General features: G+C 54.0%; 18 protein-coding genes. 9 read left to right on the forward strand and 9 right to left on the reverse strand.

Annotation, left to right across the window (positions count from 1 at the left end):
* Positions 1 to 1,138: IS21 family transposase (gene istA, locus O9K64_RS21655; RefSeq protein ID WP_275100205.1), on the forward strand; the 1,138-nt coding region annotated here is incomplete at its 5' end.
* 32 nt (positions 1,139 to 1,170) lie between these two features.
* Positions 1,171 to 1,914, forward strand: a complete 744-nt coding sequence (gene istB / locus O9K64_RS21660; RefSeq protein WP_275100206.1) for an IS21-like element helper ATPase IstB — start codon at positions 1,171 to 1,173, stop codon at positions 1,912 to 1,914.
* 127 nt (positions 1,915 to 2,041) lie between these two features.
* Here istB and O9K64_RS21665 read toward each other — a convergent pair whose 3' ends face one another.
* Entirely contained in the window at positions 2,042 to 4,324 is a 2,283-nt protein-coding gene (locus tag O9K64_RS21665; RefSeq protein WP_275100207.1) for a hypothetical protein, read from the reverse strand.
* Positions 4,325 to 5,320: 996 nt separating this feature from the next.
* Here O9K64_RS21665 and O9K64_RS21670 point away from each other — a divergent pair.
* Positions 5,321 to 6,550 (forward strand): hypothetical protein, encoded by a 1,230-nt coding sequence (locus O9K64_RS21670; protein WP_275100208.1) that lies wholly within the window; start codon positions 5,321 to 5,323, stop codon positions 6,548 to 6,550.
* Positions 6,551 to 7,087: 537 nt separating this feature from the next.
* On the forward strand, positions 7,088 to 8,818 hold the full coding sequence (locus O9K64_RS21675; protein WP_275100209.1) for a hypothetical protein: 1,731 nt from the start codon (positions 7,088 to 7,090) through the stop codon (positions 8,816 to 8,818).
* Positions 8,819 to 8,882: 64 nt separating this feature from the next.
* On the opposite strand, the gene O9K64_RS21680 is transcribed toward O9K64_RS21675, so the two are convergent.
* From O9K64_RS21680 to cysC, 4 genes are all read right to left on the reverse strand, one after another.
* Positions 8,883 to 10,115: a pyridoxal-dependent decarboxylase, exosortase A system-associated gene (locus O9K64_RS21680; protein ID WP_420493186.1), complete on the reverse strand. Its 1,233-nt coding sequence runs from the start codon at positions 10,113 to 10,115 to the stop codon at positions 8,883 to 8,885.
* Positions 10,112 to 11,707 (reverse strand): acyl-CoA ligase (AMP-forming), exosortase A system-associated, encoded by a 1,596-nt coding sequence (locus O9K64_RS21685; protein WP_275100211.1) that lies wholly within the window; start codon positions 11,705 to 11,707, stop codon positions 10,112 to 10,114. The genes O9K64_RS21680 and O9K64_RS21685 overlap by 4 nt, the downstream gene beginning before the upstream one ends.
* 329 nt (positions 11,708 to 12,036) lie before the next feature.
* Positions 12,037 to 13,239, reverse strand: coding sequence for a TIGR03088 family PEP-CTERM/XrtA system glycosyltransferase (locus tag O9K64_RS21690; RefSeq protein ID WP_275100213.1), 1,203 nt, complete (start codon positions 13,237 to 13,239; stop codon positions 12,037 to 12,039).
* Between the two features lie 168 nt (positions 13,240 to 13,407).
* The gene (gene cysC / locus O9K64_RS21695; protein ID WP_275100214.1) at positions 13,408 to 14,034 is read right to left on the reverse strand and encodes an adenylyl-sulfate kinase; all 627 of its coding nucleotides are present in this window, start codon (positions 14,032 to 14,034) and stop codon (positions 13,408 to 13,410) included.
* Between the two features lie 181 nt (positions 14,035 to 14,215).
* Here cysC and O9K64_RS21700 point away from each other — a divergent pair, with 181 nt between their 5' ends.
* From O9K64_RS21700 to prsT, 3 genes are all read left to right on the forward strand, one after another.
* Positions 14,216 to 14,995, forward strand: a complete 780-nt coding sequence (locus O9K64_RS21700) for a S1 family peptidase (RefSeq protein ID WP_275100215.1) — start codon at positions 14,216 to 14,218, stop codon at positions 14,993 to 14,995.
* A 61-nt stretch (positions 14,996 to 15,056) separates the two neighbouring features.
* On the forward strand, positions 15,057 to 15,524 hold the full coding sequence (locus O9K64_RS21705; protein ID WP_275100223.1) for a low molecular weight protein-tyrosine-phosphatase: 468 nt from the start codon (positions 15,057 to 15,059) through the stop codon (positions 15,522 to 15,524).
* Positions 15,525 to 15,757: 233 nt separating this feature from the next.
* On the forward strand, positions 15,758 to 18,526 hold the full coding sequence (prsT, locus tag O9K64_RS21710; protein ID WP_275100216.1) for an XrtA/PEP-CTERM system TPR-repeat protein PrsT: 2,769 nt from the start codon (positions 15,758 to 15,760) through the stop codon (positions 18,524 to 18,526).
* A gap of 36 nt (positions 18,527 to 18,562) precedes the next feature.
* Here prsT and O9K64_RS21715 read toward each other — a convergent pair whose 3' ends face one another.
* Both O9K64_RS21715 and O9K64_RS21720 read right to left on the reverse strand, forming a co-directional pair.
* On the reverse strand, positions 18,563 to 19,705 hold the full coding sequence (locus O9K64_RS21715; RefSeq protein ID WP_275100217.1) for a GNAT family N-acetyltransferase: 1,143 nt from the start codon (positions 19,703 to 19,705) through the stop codon (positions 18,563 to 18,565).
* A 199-nt stretch (positions 19,706 to 19,904) separates the two neighbouring features.
* Positions 19,905 to 20,762 (reverse strand): ThiF family adenylyltransferase, encoded by an 858-nt coding sequence (locus O9K64_RS21720; protein WP_275100218.1) that lies wholly within the window; start codon positions 20,760 to 20,762, stop codon positions 19,905 to 19,907.
* Between the two features lie 409 nt (positions 20,763 to 21,171).
* Between O9K64_RS21720 and pepA the strand changes: the two genes are divergently transcribed.
* Positions 21,172 to 21,960, forward strand: coding sequence for a flocculation-associated PEP-CTERM protein PepA (gene pepA, locus O9K64_RS21725; protein ID WP_275100219.1), 789 nt, complete (start codon positions 21,172 to 21,174; stop codon positions 21,958 to 21,960).
* A gap of 278 nt (positions 21,961 to 22,238) precedes the next feature.
* Here the strand turns inward: pepA and O9K64_RS21730 are convergent, their stop codons facing one another.
* Positions 22,239 to 23,252, reverse strand: coding sequence for an HD-GYP domain-containing protein (locus O9K64_RS21730; RefSeq protein ID WP_275100220.1), 1,014 nt, complete (start codon positions 23,250 to 23,252; stop codon positions 22,239 to 22,241).
* A 478-nt stretch (positions 23,253 to 23,730) separates the two neighbouring features.
* On the opposite strand from O9K64_RS21730, the gene O9K64_RS21735 reads away from it, so the two are divergent.
* Positions 23,731 to 24,105 (forward strand): hypothetical protein, encoded by a 375-nt coding sequence (locus tag O9K64_RS21735; protein ID WP_275100221.1) that lies wholly within the window; start codon positions 23,731 to 23,733, stop codon positions 24,103 to 24,105.
* A gap of 8 nt (positions 24,106 to 24,113) precedes the next feature.
* Here the strand turns inward: O9K64_RS21735 and O9K64_RS21740 are convergent.
* On the reverse strand, positions 24,114 to 24,397 hold a 284-nt coding region (locus tag O9K64_RS21740; RefSeq protein ID WP_275100222.1), incomplete at its 5' end, for an L-serine ammonia-lyase, iron-sulfur-dependent, subunit alpha.

Below are 24,397 nucleotides of genomic sequence, written 5' to 3' on the forward strand. Positions count from 1 at the left end.
CCAGGTCCACCGCGCCGGTGAGAAGCTGTTCATCGACTACTGCGGCCCCACGGTACCGATCGTGGACAGCACTACCGGCGAGCTGCGCCAAGCCCAGGTGTTCGTGGCCGTGCTCGGCGCCTCCAGCTACACCTACGCCGAGGCGACCTGGACCCAGAGCCTACCGGACTGGATCGGTTCGCATCAACGGGCCTTTCAGTTCTTCGGTGGAACGGTGGAGCTGTTGGTCCCCGATAATTTACGCAGCGGCGTCACGTCTCCCTGCCGCTATGATCCCGAGCCCAATGCCACCTATGCGGAACTGGCCCGCCACTATGGCTGCGCCATCCTGCCGGCACGCCCCTACAAGCCAAAAGACAAGTCCAAGGCCGAGATCGGGGTGCAGGTGGTCGAGCGCTGGATCCTGGCCCGGCTGCGCCACCACAGCTTCTTCTCCCTGGCGGAGCTCAACACCGCCATTCGGGAGCTGCTGACGGAATTGAACGAGCGGTCCTTCCAGAAGCTACCCGGTAGCCGCCGGAGCGCCTTCGAATCACTGGATCAGCCGGCGCTACGGCCTTTGCCAGGCACACCCTATGAGTACGCCGAATGGAAACAGGCCAAGCCCGGCATTGATTACCACGTCGAGGTGGATAAGCGCTATTACAGCGTTCCCCACCGCTGGGTCGGCCATGTGCTGGATGTGCGCGCCACCGCCACCGCCGTGGAGGTCTTCCACAAGGGTCAGCGTATCGCCGCCCATGCGCGCAGCCACAAGACCCAGTTCACCACGCTTCCTGAGCACATGCCCAGCGCCCACCGCCAGCACCGCGAGTGGTCGCCGGGGCGCTTCCTCAACTGGGCCAAGCAGATCGGCCCGGCCACCCTGGAGGTGGTCAAACGACAGCTCGAGGATCTGCCCCATCCCGAACACGGCTATCGCCGTTGTCTGGGGCTGTTGAACCATGCCCGGCGCTACGGCAAGGCCCGGCTGGAGGCGGCCTGTGAACGGGCCCTGGCCATCCATTCGCCGAATTACCGTTCCGTCACGTCCATTCTGAAACAGGGACTCGATCACCAGCCCTTGCCCGAGGCAGAGCCTGCCCAGAGCGAGCTGCCCCTGCATGCCAACGTCCGCGGCCCCGGCTACTACCACTGATCCCGCTGATCCACTCACAAGGAGAAAACCGCATGTTGCACAATCACACACTGGAGAAACTCCATGCCCTCAAGCTCTCGGGCATGGCCAGCGCCTTCGCGCAGCAGCTGGCCCAACCCGCCCACGAGGAACTGCCCTTCGAGGAGCGCTTCGCTTTATTGCTCGATCAGGAGATCCTCTACCGTGACAACCGCCGGCTCTCGCGTCTGCTCAAGGCCGCCAAGCTGCGCGTGACCGCCTGCGTGGAGGATATCGACTACCGTCATCCCCGGGGCATCGACAAGTCCTTCATGCGCACCCTGGCCACCTGTCACTGGGTCCAGCGCCGGCAGAACCTCTGCCTCACCGGACCCACCGGCAGCGGCAAGACCTGGCTGGCCTGCGCCCTGGGCAATCAGGCCTGCCGCCAAGGCCTGTCGGCGCGCTACTTCCGCCTGCCCCGGCTGTTCGAGATGCTGCGCATCGCCCACGGCGACGGCAGCTATCCCCGGCTGATGAATCAACTGGCCAAAGCGGACCTGCTGATCCTGGACGACTGGGGAATCCAGAAAATCGCCGCCGCCCAGCGCAACGATCTGATGGAGCTCATCGAGGATCGCCATGGGCTGAAAGCCACCCTCATCGCCGGCCAGTTACCCGTTGAGCACTGGCACGAGTTCATCGGCGAGGCCACCCTGGCCGACGCCATTCTCGACCGCCTGCTGCACAACGCTCATCGACTATCACTCAGGGGAGAATCCATGCGAAAGAAAACGCAGAAGCTTGACGGATCGTGACCAACTGATCTACAAAAACGACTCCAGTGTCTCGTCGATGGGCAAATCGGTCACGATCACCGGAATGACCGGTCATCTTCACCGGAATACGCAGTAAATGTATTCATTGGCGTAAATTAAATCCTGATTACTTTATCTTGACTAAATAGACCCCCTGGCGAGGATCATTGATCAGGGCGATCACGTCATACTCTTCCAAGTAAGCCATATTGTTCAAGCGCGCCTGGCGGTGTGGGTTATTGGATGAGATATAGCCTGGAATCAGCCGCTCCTCGAACTCGCCGGTTTCCGGAGTAAATATTTGAAAAGCATCCTGCCCGTCCCACGAGATAAGCCGACCCTTTTTATCCTGAATAAATTTGGAAGTGCGGGTCGTATTACCGAATTGGTCGTTAATCTTCCCTTTGGGGACGAATTTGGCACCGTTCCAGACAGACTTGTTCAATCCCTGGTTGTCATTGGTAACCCACAAGGTCTTATTGTCCCTGTCCAGCAAGGCCACGGTATGATAGCCATAGGTTGTCGATCCCTTGTCGGGCGTCCATTGCCAGGTATTGATGTCGACTTCCTGAACTCGTAGCGGGTTTTGTGAATAGGCGGAAAAGATGACATTTTTCTCTTTATCGAAAACTGCCGACGCAGTTAAATCCCTGTCAGTCGACAGCTGTCGCCAGCTCTTTTCTTGTGGATCATATAACCAGGATTGAGTCACTCCAATGGGATTTTTTTGACCGCAATACCCTGATCCCACGCTGATGACGACCTGGCCAGTATTGGGAAGTATGATCGGTGAAGAGTATACATGCGAGCTCAATGGCCCCCTGGCGGGCGAGGGGCACTCGTCGTTTTGACCATCACCGTCACTATCTCTTAGAAATGGACCACTCAGCGGACTGGGATCGGTCTCCCTGCTCCAGCTCAGTTTATTCAAGTCGTAAAGGTAAACCTCGTTGCCGCCGTAATCTCCATGCCCTCCACCTGCAGGGAACCACCATTTCTTTCGGCGGGCATCATAGGCCCCGATATTCCAGGCAAGGAATGCATTATAGGATTTAAAACAGCCTATCTGTCCGCAAAAATCAAATTCATCCTTTTTGACCAGTACCTCGATTTCACTACCAGGAATTTTTATCAGGGTATCGGGGGGAGGAATCAGGCTCGAGAGTTGAGGTCGCGGGGTGTCTGCCTGTTTAATATCCGCCTGTTTAATGTTCTTGATATAGCCCCCACCATCAATCGCATTCTTGTAGTCCCACTTGTCGCCACGGTTTTTAATGGCAGTGTACAGCCGGTCACGTAACTCCGTCGCACCGGGTATGCCGTTTTCACTGGCAAGAGCCGCCCAGGCATAGGCGTACTGGGCACGATTTCTAAAGCTCAGTCGCGGTTTCTCATTCAGATCAGGAAGCACATTATCCGAAAGCGAGTCATAACGATGTTTTTGTGCTGCTGATGACCCAATATAGGGGTGGGTGGTGGCCCAGGTTGACCTGCGGGCCGCATCCCTGGCGCTCTCACCCTGTTTCGCGAGATGTTTGTAAAACACATGATCGTTTTCGCAGGCCTTCAATGGCCATCTGTCACCACAGCGCCTCACCAAATGCTGGAACTGCCACTCGGCCACCGGCCGCCACTCGTCATAACCCATTTGCACCATGTGATTAATCACAATGCCGATAAAGGACTGCATCCAACCCGACCAGCCGTAATATTCACTGCTGACCTTGTTCCATTCAAACACCCGAAACTCTTCAGCCTCCGGAGTCGGGTTCTTGATTATCGCCAAGACTCGTTTCAGGGTGTTATCCAGCGCCTCGATATACACCCGCTTCTCGGTCAGGCCGGCAGCCTCAAATTTGGCAAGGTAGGCTAGATTTCTGAGATTCCAGGCATATTCTCGACCGGTCATAGGGACTAACGGGGCAGTCTCCGGTTGCTGCCTCCAGTTCCTGTAATCCGCGTAAATCTGCTCCATTTTTTGCAGTATCGCGGCTTCTTTGGTCAGCAGATAGGGAAGGTAATATTCGTTGGGTGTGTGGGAATATGACTTTCCCCCCGGGATGACTGGATAGGGTCGATTGGCATAATCGATGATGTTTTGTCTTAAGTCTTCCCTGCGGGTTGCCAAATAGATCGCCTGCCACTCGGTGAAGAGACCGATCTCACCACGCTCACCCGGAGAGTTATCCCACACTGTTTCTCTTGTTTTAACAGAGGGGTTGCGAGCCAGATCTCTTATCCTGGGCACCCAACCCCCCTGTTCCAGGGCTGCAATATCACCGAAGGGGATGTGTTGTTTCCCGTCGAGGTGCCGATTGTCAGCACTCAGGCTACCGTCGCCGACAGTTGAGCCGGCCCACACGGCAAAAGAGATCAATAGAAAAAAAATGAATACGAGCCTGACAATCATCCTTATGCCTTAAAGTCCTTTCAATCATCTGCTGGCGATACTGACACCCAGTATAGTGTGATTACAGAAAAGTTGGGCCCCAAGGGTTGCCTTCCCCGAAATATTGCCCAGAACGGCAGGTTTTGTTCAGGAGAGTGGAGTGATGGACGCCACTTGGTAGGCAGCCAGGCTCTTCCGCTGGCTGCGGACGATAGGTCACTTCACCGTCGCTATGATGTGTGACCTTGATAGCGACCGGAAGAGGCGCACTACCCATGAGACATGCCTGGAGGTCATGGAAGGCGTATAGGATAGCAACATGGTCTAGACCAGTATTTCATTGGCAGGTTGATCAGATCATATTTCAGGCCACCTGATATACAGGTGATGAATAACATGTGCAATCAGCGGAGACTTTGAACTTATACTGTACTTTGGATAATGATAGCTGCCAGGTTGTTCAGCCATGATCGTGCCTGATCTGGCTTACTCGTTTTATGCCAGTTAGACTGGGCAAATTGTGTTGTCTATGGGAGACATTATCTATGAGATTTCGGGTGTTGGCTATCGGTGGCTTGGTACTTGGATTAGGGAGGGTCAGACGGTCGCTTTCACGGGCTGTCCCATTGACACGGTGCTGGGCCTCTACCCGGTGACCATCAGGCCATTGTCTCGGCGATTACCCCGGTAGTCATACCCTCAAACAATTCAAGCCAGCTTAAGGCCAAACAGATCAAGTGGTTACGGGACAAGTTTGAAGTCTATCAACTTAATGGTACTGCCTACCCCGGTAACAGCGGAAGTCCGGTCTATCAGCAAGCAACGGGCAAGGTTATCGGTGCCCTGAACAGTGTATTTGTCAAAGATACGAAAGAGACCCTGTTGGAGCGACCTTCGGGGATCAGTTATGCGATACCGGTACGTCCTGTACATGCCACGTTGCGGGGATTGAACTGATCCGAGGAGCCCAGCGGGACGGGATTTTATTACCCAGTTAAACATGAAGACGGAACACCCATGCGACTACGCCAATGGATAAACGGCTACCTGGTAGTAATCGGGAGACTATGCAATGTCTTATTGGTGGTGGCGGCCGGATACGCTTTTTCCGACACCATCACTCACCACTGGCGCTGGAAACAGGTCGAAACGTTCGTGCTGGCTACGGTTGGTGACTGGGAAATAGTCAACCGTATCGAGCCAGTAATGCCGGGTAACCCAAACCGCGGTTATTCTCACTTGCCCGAGAAAAGATGGATTAAAATTCACCAGCAACAGCGCAGTGACCCGGTGCAGTTCAAACGACAGCCTCATGGGGGAAGTGCATTTGATAGCAAACGGGGAAGGCTGGTGCTTTTTGGCAGCGATACTCATGGCGAGGATTGGTCGAATGTTGTGCGTATATTCGATATGTCGTCGGTGAAGTGGATACCGACCGCACAACCTGACGATTACCAGGGGTATGTTGTTGATTCAGCGGGTGAACCGTCTGCCAGAGCAGACGTCAAACGGCCCTGGGCCATGCACACCTTTGATGCCGTCGACTACGATCCCGTCAATGATCAGCTGATGGTGGCAAGCCATCCTGATCATTTGAAGCCTGATCGCTTCGGTCAATGGATGGCGGCGAGTTGGGGGGAAATCAAAAAGCACCCGACCTGGTTTTACCATTTCCGGGACAACAGTTGGTCTACGGGGGAGGGTAAGGCCGTCTCCTTTTTTCCGTATTCGATAGCCTATGACTCCAAAAGACAGCGATTCGTGGGCTTCAGGCCTGATGGCGTTTTCCAGTATGCTGGTGCCAGAGGTTGGCAACGTATCGCCAAAAAAGGGATCAATGCCTACCATACCAATGCGGTTTATGATCCCCGTAATGACGCCTTCATCATACTGGGTACGCATACCTCATCCAACGCAGTATATCTTTTTCGTAATGGAGACAGGGGCGCACTCGAACAACCGACACCCGGTTTAAGGCCCCCGGGAATGGAGTCAGTGCCCGCCGCTTTTCACCCGGGGGTGGGGAAGACCGTGGTGCTTGTCGATTCGCCCGTCGGAGAAAAGGGCGGGGCGCAAACCTGGCTCTATGATATAGCCGAGGACCGCTGGGAACAGATTGATGAAGCCGTATTTCCCTTCAAACTGGGAATGAATTACAACATGCAGTACGACCCGATCCACAATCAACTGGTGCTGGTTGCGGGTGGCCACGAAGACTTTACTTCAGTCTGGGTCTTACGGTTGTGAGTGTTATTCATATCCGGCGGTAGACAGGGGTCACCGTTACTGTACTGGATCGGCCCGATATCGATCTTTAGTGGTATCGTCTTATTACTCAAGTTTCGGAGTTCATTTCACAAAGCCTGAATCGCTGAATTCGTAGGGTGATGAGTAGTACAATGTAGTGCCATTTACGGACCTGAGGATGGAATAAGCATCAGCGCATCCACCTTGATCGGATGGCGGTGGATGCGCAAGCTTATCCACCCTACAAGTAATGCGAACTCCGAAACTTGAGTATTAATTCTGGTTCCGTGCCTGTTGCCGCGGACGACTCCATCTAAAGTTACTCACGACGCCCTCAGACATCCAGACTGGCGGATCTGTTCAACGAGTTAATTGCTTCTTAGCATCGCTGCTATCATTCAATGGTCGTTACTCAATTTGTGGGTGGTTCTTAACAGACAGCTACTGTCATGCCGCCCACGTCTCAGGAATAAAAATATTTGGCATCTCTTTGGGAGCACGAGCGCCTATAGCCGCCACAATAGCCAGAGGTTCAAAATGGTCAACAGGGATTTTGATAATCCAGTATCACCACATGATGGAATGAATAGTGCGTTATTGCTGTTTCTGTATGTTTTTGTAACGATAGGTTTGCTATTTTCCAACACTATTTCGGCCGCTGCCGAACAGCGGGAAGGAAGCCGTCGGCTTGCCGAGGCACAGGTCACCCTGGTGGGTCAGAACCTGAATGACTGTGCAAGCAAGCTGAGCGGGTATTCGGGGGGGTGGTGCGAGATAATAGCCTCCAAAGAGCATCCATCGATCTCTTCGGTGTGGCCAGAGGATCTGGAGAGACGGATCAGGATGATGGTCTACGATCCCACGAAACCGGATGCCACACGACTAAAAAGATATATCGGGCAGGCCGACTGGGGTGATGGTCTAAAGGCCTATGACAAGAAACGCGGTCTTGTCTGGTCGATCCATAAGGGATCGCTGCTTGCCTTTGATGCGCAGTCTGGACGGAACATGCACGTAATCAAACAAGCCGTACCGCACGGCAAATCGCTGGCATTTGACAGCGAGGGAAAAATGCTCTCCTGGAATGGCGGTTCAAAGATCTTTGTCTTTGATCCGGATGCTGAGAATGAGCAGTGGCATATGGTTGACTGGGGGCAAGCGGGCCCATCTGCCGGTGATCGAAGGGTCTATGGAAAATGGCGATATATTGAGGAGCGGGATCTGTTTGTCGGGCTTTCGATCCACACCACCGGCGTCTGGGTCTACAAACATCCGGTACAAAAAAAGCTGGTTTCATTCTCTTCAGAGGACTTGAACAGTCTGATAAAACACGCAAAACCGGGAGACGTCGTGGTGCCGCCACCGGGCAACTATATTCAGGGTATCCTGGTCAACAAATCACTCACGTTGAAATTAAGGCAAGTCTCGCTATACGGGGTGAACAGCTCAAAGGGCATTATCAATGTGAACTGTAACGGCTGTCGTGTCGTTATCGAGGATTTCGATGGAGATGGTGATCGAGCTGGTTGCCAGAGCGGCAGCTGCGCGGGGGTCAAGGCGGAAGGCAAGAATTTTTCACTGACGCTGAGGCGTGCCCATATTAAAGGGACGGTGATGGGTATCCTCACGGATAACCGCGGCGGCGAGTTGATAGTGGAAGACAGCTTGATTGAAGACACAGGATTGAATGACAAATCTCGCGAAGTGGCGCACGGGCTATACGCCGGTTTGATCGATCGAGTCGTGATCAGGAATTCGACCATCCGCAGGCCCTTCGGCAATGGACACGTTTTCAAAAGCAGGGCGGCGAATACCCGGATAGAGAACAGTGTCCTGGCGGGCATGGATGGCCGTCATTCTCGGGTGGTCGATTTTCCATGCGGCGGCAATCTGTCAATCACCAGCAGCGTGATTCAGCAGGGGGACCAAACCGATAATATCGACGTCATCAGTGTGGGAACCGAACCCAAACATTGTGGAAAAGGTGTGCGGGCATCGAATGTCACGTTGAAGAACAATTGGATTATTCTCGATCGCGACAGATCACCCGACGAGCGTTCCGCAAAACATGGTAAGAGCAGATTGTTTACCTGGCGTGCGCCAGTAACCTCGCTCGATGTATCAGACAATAAAATTGTTGAATCGACTGGACAGCTATTGTTTGATGGCGAGGAGCAGCTACCTGATATGTTCAGTCAGAACCAGCTATTCAGCAGCCGACAAGCGGCGGGGCTTGGTCTTCATCAAATACCGCAGCAGCCAAATTAAGGCGTATCACGCCCTTTGAATTGCAGGTAGTCTCGCCCTCTGGCCATGGGCAAGTCCTGAACCATTAGACTAATATTTCAATGGGTTTGCTGTGGCCAAGAAATTGATGTGGACTTGCCGTGTACCCATAGGCACCGGACTGATAGATACATATCAAGGAGCCTGCTTGCGTTTTTGGTAACTCCACCTTGCTTGCGAGGATGTCCAATGGGGTGCAGAGTGGGCCGACTACATTGACAGTTTCGGCATCCTCGCTTTGGTACGGGTAAGCCAAAGCAACGGGGTAGTTTTTGCGGATAACCTGTCCGAAGTTGCCCGACGCGGCCAGATGATGATGCAAGCCGCCGTTGGTGACTAAAAATAATTCCCCACGGGACTCCTTGCGGTCAATCACTTCACAGACATAGACGCCGGCCTCGCCAACCAGATAGCGGCCAAGTTCAATAACAATCTCAGCGTCAGGCAGCTGTGGCCGGTAATGTTCAAGTAGTATTTCCAGATTGTCCGCTATAGGCTGAATGTCGAGCGGTGTTTCGCCCGGGAAATAGGGGATACCAAAACCACCGCCGATATTGAGCCAGCGGATGGGGCAGGGAGCATGGTCCAGCAACCGCGAGGCCAGCTCGAAGGTCTTGGATTGTGCTTCGACGATCGCCTCGGATCGCAGGTTTTGCGATCCGCTGAAGATATGAAAGCCCTGCCAGTCGAGATCCAACGCGCCGATCCGCTTGAGCATGTCGGGAACCCGTTCCGCATCGACGCCAAAGGGTTTGGGACCACCCCCCATTTTCATTCCCGACGTCTTGAGTTCGAAATCCGGGTTCACCCGTACCGAGACCACCGGGCGAATCCCCAGTGCTTGCCCGATGCTGGTCAGGCGTTCCAGTTCGCCTTCCGATTCGAGATTGATAATGATGCCGGCGGCAACAGCGGCCCGCAGTTCGGTGTCATTTTTCCCCGGTCCGGCAAAGCTTATCGTTCGGGGATCCACACCGGTATCCAGCGCCACGCGCATTTCGCCCAGTGACGCCACATCCAGCCCGTCAGTAAGACCGGCCAGATGCTGCACCACGGCGGGCATGGGGTTGGCCTTGATCGCATAGTGCAGATGTATCGCTTGTGGAAGCCTCTCCCTGAGTTCGCCGATGCGACGGGTTATCAACTTGCGGTCGTAGGCATAGAAGGGGGTCTGCCCCACCCGGGCGGCCAGTCTGGAGAGCGCAACGCCGCCGATGTGCAGTTCATTGTTCTTGATCGGGAACTGCTTCATCTCCGCATGCTTGGGGGCCACTTTCATAGCGCGGTGTTCTCCAGGAAAATAGCCTTGTACTCGGTTGCGAGCCCTTTTCTGTCGATCTTGCCATTCTGATTGCGCGGCAGGCTGGACCTTATCTCCACCGCCTGGGGCACCATGAAGTTCGGCAGTTCCGTCTGACAGTAGCGGATGATCGCCTCGCGATCGAGGTTGTCATCGCCGGCGGCGACCAACAGGATCGCCTGTCCGATGGTTGGATGGGTGAGTCCGATTGCGGCCACTTCATTCACCAGCCTGGAACTGTAGACCACCTCTTCGATTTCGGTCGGGCTGACCCGATAGCCGGATGTCTTGATCATCTCATCCTTGCGGCTGATGAAATAGAGATAACCCTCTGCATCTTTTTTTACCTGGTCACCCGACCAGACGGCGATCTCCGTTAACGGTATCTCCGCGAGTTGACTGGGGCAGGGTTTGAATCGCTCCGCCGTCTTTTCCGGGTCATTCCAGTACCCCATGGCGACCAGGGCGCCGCGATGAACCAGTTCACCCGGTTCCCCGGGCGCGCACTCCGAGCCATCCTCCCGGACGACCAGGATCTCCGCATTAGGTATCGCCTTGCCCATGGATTCAGGACGGATATCGACCTGTTCCGGGGGCAGGTAGGTTGAACGAAAGGCCTCGGTCAGCCCGTACATAAGGTAGATATCGGTGTGTGGGAGGGTTTGCCGGAGTTTTTGGGTGGTCGCCTTCGGCATGGCACCGCCGGAATTGGTGATATAGCGGAGGGTATCGCTAACGCTACCCGGCCAATCGAGTTGCGCCAACTGGTTCCAGAGCGGCGGCACCGCGGCCACACCGGTTATCCGGTAGCGTTCGATCGCGCGGATCACGTCTCTTGGCAACAGATAATCCATCAGCACCACGCTGGCCCCGACCCGGAAGGCCGTGGTCATCTGACTCAGCCCGTAGTCGAAGCTGAAGGGCAGGACCGCCAGCAGCCGGTCATCCGGGCGATTGGCCAGATACTCCGACACGCTCTCCGCGCCGGCCACCAAGTTGCGATGGGAGAGCACCACGCCCTTTGGATTGCCGGTACTGCCGGAGGTGTAGAGGATCGCCGCCATGTCGCTATCGATGCGGCGGTGTGGCGAAGTAGCGGTATCGGATGAGGGAGGAAAGGCCTGGTCCCAGGTCAGGATGTTGACGGTCGGCAGCACCGGTAACTCTGCGTGAGGCTGTCCGACAATGATCAAGGTTCGCAGGTCATGGCTCTCGGTCAGGACGTCGGCAAGCAGGCTCACGCGATCCGCGGAAGTGATGAGTGCGCGGACGTTGCAATCTTTCAGTATATAGGCCACCTGATGCGGTTTGAGCAGCGGATTGACCGGTACAAATACACCGCCTGCCTGTGCCGCGCCAAACAGGCCAAACACGGTTTCAGGAAGTTTTGGCAGATAGATGGCGACCCGTTCGGCCGGGGCAAGCCCCATTTTGATCAGGCCCGATGCGACGGATTCAACTCGTGCCTGGAGCGCCGAATAGCTGTACTGATTGTTCTTGTAAATGAGCGCGCTGGCATCCGGGGTTCTGTGTGCGGCGCGCGCAATAAAGTGATGGATCAATATAGACATCCTGGTCTCGAGCCCCGTTGGTGATAAGTTTGTTTTACAGATGCAGTCGCTTGATATGGCAATTGTAGTGTTAAGCGAGACACAATAATAGCCGCTGATAACTACATGGTTTTGCTGAACCTTTTACTACTCAAGTTTCGGAATTCAAAAGGCGTCGTTCAGGGCGGGCTACTCCTTGCCGGGACTGTCGGAGGCATGGATGCCGACGCCAAGCGTACAGGGACGTATCCACAGCGTGTCCCGGCAAGGGGGTAGCCCGCCCGGTGTCTGGTACTGAACTCCGAATCTTGAGTTACTGTTATTCGTTGGCGTGAATCAGCAGGATGAATTTACCTCACTGTTACACCGAGATTGTCGTACAACCGTACATAGCTATCAACCATCGCCGTGATGCTGAATTTCTCTTCGACCCGTTTCCTGCCGGCCTTACCTTGCGACAGGCGTAATGGCTTATCCCGGACATACCGTTCAAGCATAGTGGCCATGGCGCTGCTGTCAGCCGCGGGTATCAGCGTACCGGTTTCGCCATCAGTAACCAGTTCCGGGTTGCCACCCACAGCGGTCGCAAGCACAGGCAGGCCGCATGCCATGGCTTCCAGCAGGGTGTTGGAGATGCCCTCGGCAAGTGATGGCAAAACGAACAGATCGAATGCCGGCAGAATAGCTTCCACGTCATTTCGCGAGCCCGGTGCCCAGACCAGGTCGCCATAACCAGCCTCTGCGAGCCGTCGCATAACCGGTTCACGGAGCGGGCCATCACCGATCATTACCAGCCGCGCGCGCGCTGTCAGTTCGGGACGGTTTTCAACCAAACGGATAAAACCCTCGGCAAGATTCATCGGGTCCTTTACCGACTGAAACCGCCCGATGGTTCCGATGATGACGGAATCCTTATCGGCAAACCCCGCTCCGGCTGGTAGGGGCGGTCTGTCTCCCGACGCCGGAGTGAACTTGTCCGTATCGACGCCGTTGTAGATCTGGGTGATACGGGACGCCGCGACACCGACGCTCTTCTGCAGATAGCACTCCAGATCTTTTGAGAGTGGGATATAGCGGTCGATGAGCGGGCGATGCAGGCGCCGCAGGAGTTGCAGTTTTCTGTTGCTGCCATCCAGATCGTCGACGTCACGGCCATGCTCTCCGTGGATGCGGTGATTGATTCCGGCCAGGTATGCGGGTAGCAAGGCATCCAGACCAGAAAGGTTGCGTGAGTGCAGGATGTCCGGTTTGAGTTCACGGAACAGTTTGAACAAGCGCCATTTGGCCGCCGGATCGCGCCCCGCTTTTTTGTGGATGGCAATCACCTGGACATCTTTCCGTTGCAGGCGTTCGCGAAAGTCGGAGAAATCATCCATACATATAATTGCATGCCGGTAACGCTCTTCCGGTATGCGATTGATCAGGTTGATCAGACCGTTTTCCAGGCCGCCGATCCAGAGGTGATGAATAACATGCGCAATAAGGGGAGGGGGCGATGTCATGGGATGCGATGCTTCATGCGGTTCAATTATTTTTAAATCGGGTTTGTACAATCGCCTGAAATGACCGCCACGGGCAGGATCGCGTTACCCGCCGCCCTGCGGTGTTGGCTCAGCCGGTTGGCGAGAATAGGCGCTGCCTGGCCATGCCCGGTTGCCTCATGTTTTATGGCTGGTAACAGGTCGGTGAGCGGGGCGCCGGTGGGTGCGAAGAAAATATCTTCATCCGTTCACCGTCAGTTCCTGGCTAATCGGAGTGATAATCTGTTTCGCAGCCAGGTAGTCGATGATCTCCATCACGCATTGGTCGACGTCTCTGACACTGGTGTCGATGACGATCTCCGGATTATCGGGTACCTCATAGGGTGATGAGATACCGGTATAACCCTTGATCAGACCGGCGCGAGCCTTCTTGTAAAGGCCCTTGGGATCGCGTGTTTCGCACACCTCCAGTGGGCACTTCACATGGATCTCGATAAAATCCCCCTCGGGGACCAGGTCCCGGGCCCGTTGCCGGTCCTCTTGGAAGGGGGATATGAAGGCGGTCAGGGCGATGATTCCGGCATCGATGAACAGTTTGGCCAATTCGCCGATGCGCCGGATGTTTTCATTCCGATCGGTGTCGGAGAAGCCCAGATCACCACAGAGGCCGTGTCTGACATTGTCGCCATCCAGTACATAGGTGTTGGCCCCGAGTTGATAGAGGCTCTCCTCCAGGGCGTGGGCGATAGTCGATTTACCGGCCCCCGAGAGGCCGGTAAACCAGAGGATCACACTCTTGTGTCCATTATTTTTCGCTCGGCGACCCCGGGTAACGGTGGGCTGGTGCCAGACTACGTTCTTATCCATATTAGTTGTATTCCATGTCAAAATATTAACCCGATCGTGTTCACCAACATCATAGTCATGAGTACACCTATCGGCAAGCCTGGAGAAAACGGTATTGCCATTCTCTGCGCAGAATGTCCCTTTGTATCCGGTGAGTTAACGATCTACAATCGGTGGTATTTAATAGGGAAGGGAAAATTCCATGAGATTCAAGATCTTGGCTATCTATGGGGTGGTGATCTCAAGTCTGTTTTGTCCCCTGGCCAATAGTGCCGGACTGCCGGACATTATCGATCGGATCAGGCCCGGCGTCGTGGCGGTGGGCACGGTCATGCCGTTGCGTCGTCCGTCGGCCCAGTTTAGGGGTACCGGCTTCGCCATCGGCGACGGCCATCTGGTGATTTCCAATCATCATGTGATACCGGAGCTGATCGATCTCGCCAAAAAAGAGACGCTGGCGGTATTCAGTGGACGGGGTAGCCAGGCAAAGGTTCACCCGGCCAGGATAGTCAAGACCGATCCAGACCATGACCTGGTGATCCTGGAGATATCCAACGGGCCGCTGCCGGCACTGGCGCTGGCCCGGGAAGAGGGTATCAGGGAGGGGGAGGCCATCGCCTTTACCGGCTTTCCCATCGGTATGGTTTTGGGGCTCTACCCGGTCACCCACCGGGGAATCATCTCCGCCATCACGCCGGTCGTCATTCCTTCCAATAACTCCAAAAGCCTCACCGCCAAGCAGATTCAACGCATGCGCAATCGGTTCGCGGTGTATCAGCTGGATGGAACGGCCTATCCGGGCAATAGCGGCAGTCCCGTGTATGATGCCCTATCCGGCGAGGTGGTAGGCGTTCTGAACAGTGTCTTCGTCAAGGATACCAAGGAGACCCTGCTGGAACGGCCTTCCGGCATCAGCTATGCAATACCGGTCAGGTATATACATGAGTTGTTGGAAGCGGCGGAGAGAGACTCGAAAAAATAGCTTCCAGGTGGATGTACTGTCGCGTATCCCAGAAATGACACAGAATAAAATTACTTTACTAATGGTATGCTCCGCCAATATTTGCAGATCCCCCATGGCGCAGGGCTTGATGAGGCGCGAACTGGCGGCACTTGGGCTGGATCGTTTTGTGGGGGTCGATTCGGCAGGTACCCAGGTACCCCGGCCCGGCCATCGTCCAGACCCGCGCGCACGGCAGGTAGCGGAAAGCCATGGCGCCAGTATCCGGAAATTCAAGGCAAGAAGGATCGTGGCTGATGATTTTCAGCGATTTGATTACATCATAGCCATGGATCGGGATAATCTGCGCAGCCTGGAGGCGATTTGTCCCGAAGAGTACAAAAATAAGCTATTTTTAATTATGGAGTTCGCGCCTCGGAGCGATCTGGAAGAAGTTCCAGATCCCTACTTCGGTAATCTCTCGGGGTTTGAACGGGTGTTGGGGTTGTTGGAAGCGGGGTGCAAAGGGCTTTTAAATCATATCATGGCCAGGCATGGGTTCACTCTATAGTGGATATGTGCCTGATCGTGGCGCCGGTAGTTCATCGATTTTCATGCAAACGGTTATCGGCGTTGCAGGCATTATGAAATCGTGGTTTTCAGGGGCTTGTTGCACTGCCTCTCTATTCAGGACCGAGCATCACCGGTGCAAAATCCCGTGGGCTCACTGCATTCTCAAGCAGAGATCAGAGTTCAGGGCAACTGAACCATAACCTGCGGGTGAATAAACAGGAAGGAAGTTTTATGAATCAGTATTTAATCCGTGCGTTCTATCTCTCTTTATTTCTCTTAATCGCCGGTTGTGGTGCCGTTGATAATCCCCAGTATATTGAAAATGCCAAGCGGTTTATTAACGAGGGTGACTTGAAGTCCGCGCTGATCGAACTCAAAAACGCGCTTCAACAGGATCCTCAAAACAGCACGGCCCGAACCTATCTCGGACAACTCTATCTGAAGGGCGGTGACTATCTCGCGGCCGAGAAGGAGCTGCAAAAGGCCAAGGAGCTCGGGGCGGACGACAATGACACGCTCTCCAGTCTGAGTCAGGCGCTGCTACGGCTGAGGAAATTGGACGCCGTATTGGCCATGCAGACAGATCATCTTATGCCGCGGGAACAGGGTGAGGTGCTGGCGTCTCAGGGGATTGCCCATATGTACCAGGGGAAGACCAAGCCGGCGATAGAACTGACGGAACGTGCGTTGGGTAAAGCCGCAGACTCAGCTTATGTACGGTTTGCCCGTGCCCATGTTTACCTGAATGCGGAGGAATCCCCCGTACTGGCGCGTGAGCAATTAACCCGTGCCTTCGAAATAGACAAGGATTATGCACCCGCCTGGAGCCTGTTGGGGGATATCGAGGCCAATGAAAAACAGCCGGAAGCGGCGCGCGAGGCCTTTACGAAATCCCTGTCGCTGCAGCCGGCGAATGTTGTCGACCGCAACAAGCGGGTGACAGTCAATATCCTGTTGAATGATCTGGACAAAGCACAAGATGACCTGGATATTCTGAAAAAGCAGCTTCCGGGTAATCCGGGAGTTGCCTTCTCCCAAGGGCTTGTCCACTTTGCAGCTGGCAAGCTGAGCGAAGCCAAATCAGAGTTTGATCTGGCGCTGCTCGATCAGGATCGCTATCCCCAGGCGATGTTTTATCTTGCTTATTTGAATTATCGGCAGGGGAATATTGTACAGGCGGAAAACCATGCGGAGCGATATTTCGCATTGAATCCGGAGTATCTGCCCAACAGGAAACTATTGGCCGAAATCAAGTTTAAAAAGAAGGAGTATGACACTGTAGAGAGATTGCTCGATCCCGTACTGAAAACCCAAAAGACCGATGACATTGTACTCAATTTGCTGGCAAAAACACGGCTGGCGAAGGGAGAAACGGCTGAAGGCATCGCACTGCTGACCCGACTTGTCGAACGTAACCCGGATTCTGCAGACGCCCGATTGCGCCTGGGAGCCAGTCTGATGATGAGTGGCGATCAGACGGAAGGTATTGGTCAGCTTGAAATGGCCATACAACTGGATGAGGACAATCACCAGGCGGATATTTACAGGATATTGAGCTATCTGAGAATGCGACAGACCGATAAGGCGCATCAGGCGGCAGCCGAGTTCAGGGAGCGGGCTCCGGAGAGTGAAATTCCCTATAACATGATCGGCATGATCTATATTGCCGAGCGGGATTTTGAGCAAGCGCGGAAAGCCCTGGAGGAGTCGTGGAAAATAAAGCCGGGAAATACCGATGCAGGCCACAATCTTGCGACGCTTGCAATAATGAGCGGCGAGTATGATAAAGCAAGGAATTATCTCGACGGGGTTATCAAAGCGCATCCGGACAACCTGGACACCTTGATAAAACTGGCCGAACTGGAAGCGCTTGAAGGGAAACCGGGGCAACTGGTTGAGCGTCTTGAAAGAGCGATACGACTCTACCCATCGGCAGTCAAACCCAGGCTGGTTCTCGCCCGCTATTATATCAGAATCGGCAAATCCTCCCAGGTTAATGCGCTTGTCGAGACGCTGGATCTGGAGTCCAGAAAACAGCTGCCGGTAATGGAGGTTATGGCCAATCAGGCGATTGCCCAGAAAAAATTCAAGTCTGCGGAAAAGCTCGCAAGCGAAATCATAGCCAGGAGCCCGGATACGCCCGAAGGTTACTTCATCCTGGCGAAAGCCTATGCCGGCCTGGATAAGGAGGAACAGGCAGAGGAGGCAGTGATGAAGGCTCTTCAGCGGGATGAGCAATACCTTCCCGCCCGCATCGCACGGCTGCATATTCTGGTAAAAAAACAGGATGTTCCGGAAATAGAGAGGGAGATCGCCGTTTTAAAAACCATGCTTGTCAAGAATGAGGATGTAATGAAGGCGGAGTTCATCCTTGCGGAGCTGAAAGGGGATCAACAGCAGGCACTGCAGCTTGCGGAAAAGGTGTTCGAGGCCTTCCCGAATATCGACAACATGCTGGCCTTATCAAGGCAGAGGGTGCGATCCGGGGATAGTGAGGGCGCCCTCAACCTGAAGGTGGAGTGGGCGGAGGAACACAGTAGTGAGTATGACGCCAATATGGTTATCGCTTTGACTTACACCCAAATGAAGCAGGATGAACTTTCGGCCAGGTATTATCAAAGAGCACTGGCGGCGTCGCCGAATGATTATAATGTCTTGAACAATCTTGCCTGGTCCATCCGAAACAGCAATCCTGACCAGGCATTGGCTTATGCGCAAAAGGCCAATCGGTTAAAACCGGGTTCGGTAACATTAATGGATACCCTGGCAATGGTCTATCTGGCCAACAAATCGCACGAGCTGGCGCTGCGCCAGATAAAAGATGCGCTCTATCTGCAGCCGGAGAATCCGACATTGCGTTATCACGAGGCGATGATCAACGCGACCACCGGCAATAACAAAATGGCGGAGGAGATTCTCACCAAGCTACTGGATAAAGCGCGGGAGTTCCCGGAGAAAGCGGATGCCGAGGCGTTGCTTGAAAAACTGAAGAGGGGGTAGGCCATTCGGCATTTCTGTGTGGGGATGGCAAGTGGTTCAATGGGCTCTAAGATCTGCCGTTTCACTTCCCGCGAGGATGCGGGAACACAGTACGCGACACATATTCATCAATACCTTGTTGGCCAGCTGTCCCTCATGTTTCAGCAAGCGTGACAGGCCCCTCTCGTCCAGGGAGAGCACCTTTACATCCTCGGTAGCGGCGATGATGCTGGCTGTTCTGGGTACTCCCAGGAAAAACGCGATTTCACCAATTACCTCGCCCGGCGATACCATGGCGATCATCTGACCGTTTTTTTCAACCGCGACATGGCCCGACAGCAGGATGAACATGGTTTTCGCCGCGTTATCCTTTTCGATAATATGGTTGCCTTTTTTACAGGCAATGATGTGACTTTTCTGAATCAACCGTTCTATTTCACTCTCTTCAAGATAATCAAACAGACTGGGTGTTGCATTGAATGACCACTCCTTGCCGGGCGACAGGGAGCGTATCTCATCGAGAAATTGTGCCGTGTTTGATACGGTCAGGCTATGCACATTGGTTTTGTTGCTGATTATTTGCGAGAGCGTGTCTGCTGAACGACAGTAAGCAAGCTCTTCGGGGTTGGTCAGCATGGCGAACGGGGAGCCGATCTGTTTCAGGTGTTCATAGTCACCAACAACCAGGGCCATCGGTATGACCAGACCAATACCGGGATAGGTATAAGGCGCGGTAAAAGGCCTGAATCCCAGTTTCAGGTACGAGTTGAGGTGGTGGGGTTCACAGTCAAGGAGTACAATTTCAGCCCTGTGCGTAAGGACAAAATTCATCACCTCCTTATACATTCTAAGGGTAACGTTGCTCCCTCGATGTTCCTCGGTCACCATCAGGCGTTCAACAATACAGATCTGATCCTGATTCAGCACAGTGAGAAATGGGGCGATGCTGTAGGCTTCGATCAACGACTTGGTAAATGGGACATCACCGCCCCAAAACAGTCTGAGCGTGCCGACAGGTTCTCCGTTCTGAATTGCTATCACTGCCCGGGCTGATTTGTCGTACTCATCTTTCAGTTCCTGCTTTTTGTGATCGCCCTTATCTTTAAGACGCCCCATGCTCTTGACATAAATCTGATAGCGCAATCGGAAAGAAGCCTGATTGTCCTCTTCCGTTACCGCAAATCTGACACCATCCTGCATAAAGCCTCCCGATTGCACGCCACATACCCCTGACCTACGGTTACAACTTAGATTACTTGCTTTTTTGCAACGAATTAATAAAGCGAATTTCAATGAATTTAACAAAAGAAAGAACAGCCTGTACAAGGTAATATAGTATTATTTCATTTACTGATCTATCGATTCCCGCACCTCTGTTCGGACCAGCAATTTCCGGTGTTTATAACCCGAGTAATCTTTTTGCCACGGAGAATTTCAGTTTCTGCACTGGATTTCTGTTCCCCATCCAGAGGGACCCTTTTTTCAGTTTATTCAGCCGGGCGTCGTAGCACGTATAATATGGTATCGGTTTCAACTCCTCCGGGTGCAGTATGGCCAGAATGGCCTGGGTGATGACCATGCCGGTTGCCAGTTTACAGCCGCTGGCTATACTCGGCGCTTTCCGCTGACTCAAGTCGACCGATTCGGGATCCACATACTTGAGGTGGAAGCCGGCGGGGGCGCATCCCAGGGACATCTTCAGAACCTGATGCTCCAGTGCCGCCGTGTAGTCGATATCGAAGTAATCATCGAAGGTCATGCCATCCCTGGTATACACCAGCATACCGACGCCGAATCCCAGAGGCACGCCAAATATGGCCGGGATATTCCGGTCCCTGCAGGCGTTGATAATCATCCGGTGCGTCTGGATCTCGAAAAACTCAACGGCGTCAACGAAGACATCCACATCGGTTAAAAATCTGTCAATATTGGATTCGCTGATTCCCTCGCCGTACGAGTCAATGACACATTCCGGGTTTATATCCATGGCCAGGTCATGCATGACGGTCATTTTGGGTTTGCCGACGCTTGACAGGGTGGCGCCGTACTGACGATTGAAATTCCCGACCTCGAACTCATCAAAATCAGATATTTTGAAATTACCCACTCCGGCCCGCGCCAGCGTTATCAGGTAGTCACCCCCGACTCCCCCCAACCCGGCGATGGCCACGGTCGCCTTCCTCAGTCGCTGCTGCTCCTGTTCGGTGGTGATGCCGTGATTCCGCGAGAATGCGAGTTCGTAATTAAATTCATCCATTTTTATTGTTCCGATTCAAGGTTAAAGCCACCGCCGGTAAGGATGTGTCGAAGTTCAGGACTATTGACTCTCTATGTGACGGGCGGGCGAAGGGATTGCTATCCCTCGCCCGGGACCGATCCGGCCTGTCCGTGCAAACCGGCAAAATAACAATTGTTTCATCCCCTTATCAACAGGAAGCTAAAGGTGATGGTAGAACCCGCCGGTGAATCTATCCAGTGCTTTAATCTGAATAAATCTGTCTTTGCGTCCGGAGTGTCGGTAAATTTTACAAAAAATCCATTCCCGGATGATCTCTATTTTTAACCTGTTGAAAATCAATAATAAAAAAATATGGCATGGGGGATGCATTAGTAAAGGCAGCCCGTACTTTGCCGGCTAGATACAGAAAATTTCAAGGAGATTCATCATGAATGACATGTTCAATGCAAAGCTGCTTACAGCTGCGGTTGTAATCGGTCTCAGCGTGGCGAGCGTGCCAGCGGGTGCCGTAGTACTGAATGACTTTAAGGTTGATGAGAGCAGTGTGGAGGGGCTTGGCGGGACTTTCACGGCTGACAAGATCAATGGGTCCTACAGTGAAGTGGCCACGTTTGGTGCCGGTACCTTTGATATAGTTGCCTTTGGCGATTTCGGCCAGTACCTGTCCAACGATGGTACGGTGAATGTTACGCCGATCGAGCTCAACAACTCGTACGGGTTGTATTCCGTGTTCGATGGTTCGGGTACCTTTGCCGATCTCGGCGGTGGCCTAACTGGATTCACCTTCACCTCGGCGAGCTTCAGCCTGTTCATCGACCCGGATCTGGATACCACCAAGGCCCTGCCAGGTGCTGCCCCGGGCGCGGTAACCCTGGGTAATGATGCCGATGATTACCTGATTGCCAGCGCCTCGGTGATGACCTCGGGGACCGGTGTGCTGGTCGCCGGCGTTGGCGGTTTCTTCGATCTCATATTTACTGACTTTACCCTGGAAAATCCAGACGGGACCAGTTACTTCATCGATCCACCTTCCTTCTATATGCGGACCAATATAGACGGTGACTTCGATACTTTTGAAACGGTGGGCACACAAGTCATTAATGGTGACTTCAGTGCGGTGTTCGTGCCGGAGCCCGGTAGCCTGGCCTTGTTGGGTATCGGTCTGACGGGACTTGGGGCCATGGCCCGTCGTCGCCGCAAGCAGATCGCCGCCTGAGCTTTGCCAGTTATCTAGTCAGCGGGATAAGCCCGGCTTCGGCCGGGCTTATTTCGTCCAAAGATGGACGTATGTCGTGGAGGATGTGCGTGTTGTCGAATTATTTTACAGGTCTCGCCCGGACTGTAGGAGCTCCGCTTCGGACCGATACTCGCGGCGGAGCGCCGCTCCCAAAGCCGAACGCCCCGAACCCGGTTCGGCCTGTAGGAGGTCCGCTCCCGGGCCGATAATCGCGGCGGGGGCGCCGTTCCAGGTGGGTAACCACCACAAAGGTCATTTCACTTGAACAGCAGAACAAATTCGGCAAAAAGTTTCTTGTCGAAATGCTCCGACATCTGTTGCTGCATCAGTTTCAGCGCATCGAACGGTTTCATCGCCTTTTTATAGGAGCGCTCCGACGTCAGGGCATCGAACACATCGGCGATACAGCAGATTCGTGCGTAGCGATGTATCTCGTTCCCCCTCAACCGCTTCGGGTAACCGGTGCCATCGTGGAACTCATGGTGCTGCAGCACGATATAGCGGCACTCATCGGAGAGGGCATTCGCCTGCTTGAGTATCTTGAATCCCTGAAAGGGGTGGATACGCATGTGCGCCATCTCGGCATCGGTCAATTTCCCGGGCTTGTTGATGACCGCCGGGTCAACCATGACCTTGCCCAGATCGTGCAGAAAAAAGCCGGCACCGAGCTCCTGCAGGTCGTGGGCGTCCGAGTGTCGAAACAGCGACTTGGCCAGGAGTAGTGCCGTAACACCCACATTCACCGAATGGGTGTAGGTATAAAAGTCGTGTGAGGTGATGCGCAGCAGATTACTGGAAGTCTCGTCATCGGCGAGCACCAGGTCGGTTATGGAGGCGATCACCTTCTTGCTGGTTACAATATTCTCGGCCGATGGGCTTTCAAACAGGCGCTCCAACATGGTTTTCGAGTGTTGGTAGACCGCCTTGGCTTTCATATCGGAAGCCATACTGGCATCGTTCAGTGCCTCGAGCAGCTCGACGGGGGCGAGTGTTTCGGGGTTCCAGCGTTCAGGTACCGGTTGATCCTTGGGATCGAGCAGTGGTTCATCGGCCCCGTTTTCGGGGCCGGTTTGCGCGCATTCGGGTACCGCTACATCGCTCAGGGCGGCGTCAACCAGGATATGCGTCAGATTGCAGTCCTGGATCTTCCGGATCTGTTCCCGGTCCTTGATCTTGAACCGGTTTTTCAGGAACGGGTGCTTGCCCCAGGAGACCGGCAACTCCACAAACATTCCGATAGTCAACTGCTTGGTCGAAATCTTCTTCCGCATCAATGTCCCTGCCGATTATTGTAACCTGGTGCACACTCTTTAGCGGCAGACTTGCCGCGGTGTTTAGGAGTAAAATCGCGGGTCACTACTTGCCTCTATCCGCACCACGGAGACACAGAGAGCACAGAGAAGTAACGGAATTATTATTCGTATTCCATCGTTAAGCCCGTAAACTGTTTATCCCGTGATTGAGAGGGTCGGGATCAAGCCGCGTATATCCGGGAATCGGTTGATCCATTCCGACCGGCTTGACTCCGACCCCTAGTGCAATGGCTGCCCCAATAATCTGTTCCGTGACATCGTTCAGCTTCCCCTCTGTGTCCTCTGTGTCTCCGTGGTGCATCGGTGGGTTTCCGGTTAATGCATCGATTGAGCAGTGATGATCACGATTACCGTATTAGTTCCCAGAGGGCGGGGGTGACTCACCGGACCTGTTCAAGGATAATGAGCAGAACAGATTCCGTGAGGAGAGATACGGGTGGAGTTATCGAACTATTTTTACCGTACGCTGATCTATTCCGAGGTGAAAGGGCAGGTGCATGTTTATGAGAAACTGCCGCCGCACTCGCTGATTCCCCTGGATCCGTGGCTGGGACGGGTCATGCAGCTGGCGGACGGTCAGCACACCCTCCAGGAAATGATCGACTATGTGGCCAGCCAATACCAGGGGGATATTCCGGAAAATTATTTGAAAACAATCGGCTCGGTGATCGAGCGGCTGATCGAAACCGAGGCCGTGGCGCTTTCGCAGACCCCTTATACCTTGCCCTATCATCTGGCGATGCCGAAAGAGCACCAGGACCCGGCCGTGGCGGAGCGCTCCATGAAAGAAGCGGGTTATCCAACCGCCTGATACCGGCTTCAGCAGTCGATAAAATTGACGGCGAGCCCACCGCGAGACGTTTCCTTATATTTGCTCTTCATGTCCAGTCCGGTTTCCCGCATGGTTTTGATCACCTTGTCCAGGGATACGTAATGGCTGCCGTCGCCATACAGGGCCATCCGTGAGGCGTTGATCGCCTTTACCGCTGCCATGGCATTTCGCTCGATGCAAGGCACCTGGACCAGCCCACCCACCGGGTCGCAGGTCAGGCCCAGGTTATGCTCCATGCCGATTTCCGCTGCATTTTCCACCTGTTGGGGGG

The sequence above is a fragment of the Sedimenticola hydrogenitrophicus genome (genome assembly GCF_029017505.1).
Lineage (GTDB): Bacteria > Pseudomonadota > Gammaproteobacteria > Chromatiales > Chromatiaceae > Sedimenticola > Sedimenticola hydrogenitrophicus_A.